Genomic DNA, 442 nt, shown 5'->3' on the forward strand with positions numbered 1-442 from the left:
GCGCGGCGGACGCCAGACCGGAACAGCGCAGCGCAGGAAGTCGGCCGCTTCGACTTCCTGCGCAGCACCCCACCAGAGGCAGCAACGGACCGAAACATCCGCCGACCCGACTGCCCGCCCAGCGGCAGGCAATCGAGGCCACGAAGCAGGAAGTCGGCGGGGTCAACTTCCTGTGCGGGGCCCAGCCAAACGGGAAGTCAGCCGGATCGACTCCCCGACAACAGCACCGACACGAAAAGTCGGCCGCTTCGACTTCCTGCGCAGCACCGGGCGACAGGGGCGCAGCGAAAGGAAAGTGGAAAGGCGGCCGACTCGACGCGCGGCGGACGCCAGACCGGAACAGCGCTGCGCAGGAAGTCGGCCGCTTCGACTTCCTGCGCAGCACCCCACCAGAGGCAGCAACGGACCGAAACATCCGCCGACCCGACTGCCCGCCCAGCGG

The sequence above is a fragment of the Kitasatospora sp. NPDC018619 genome, assembly GCF_044391605.1.
Taxonomy (GTDB): Bacteria; Actinomycetota; Actinomycetes; order Streptomycetales; family Streptomycetaceae; genus Kitasatospora.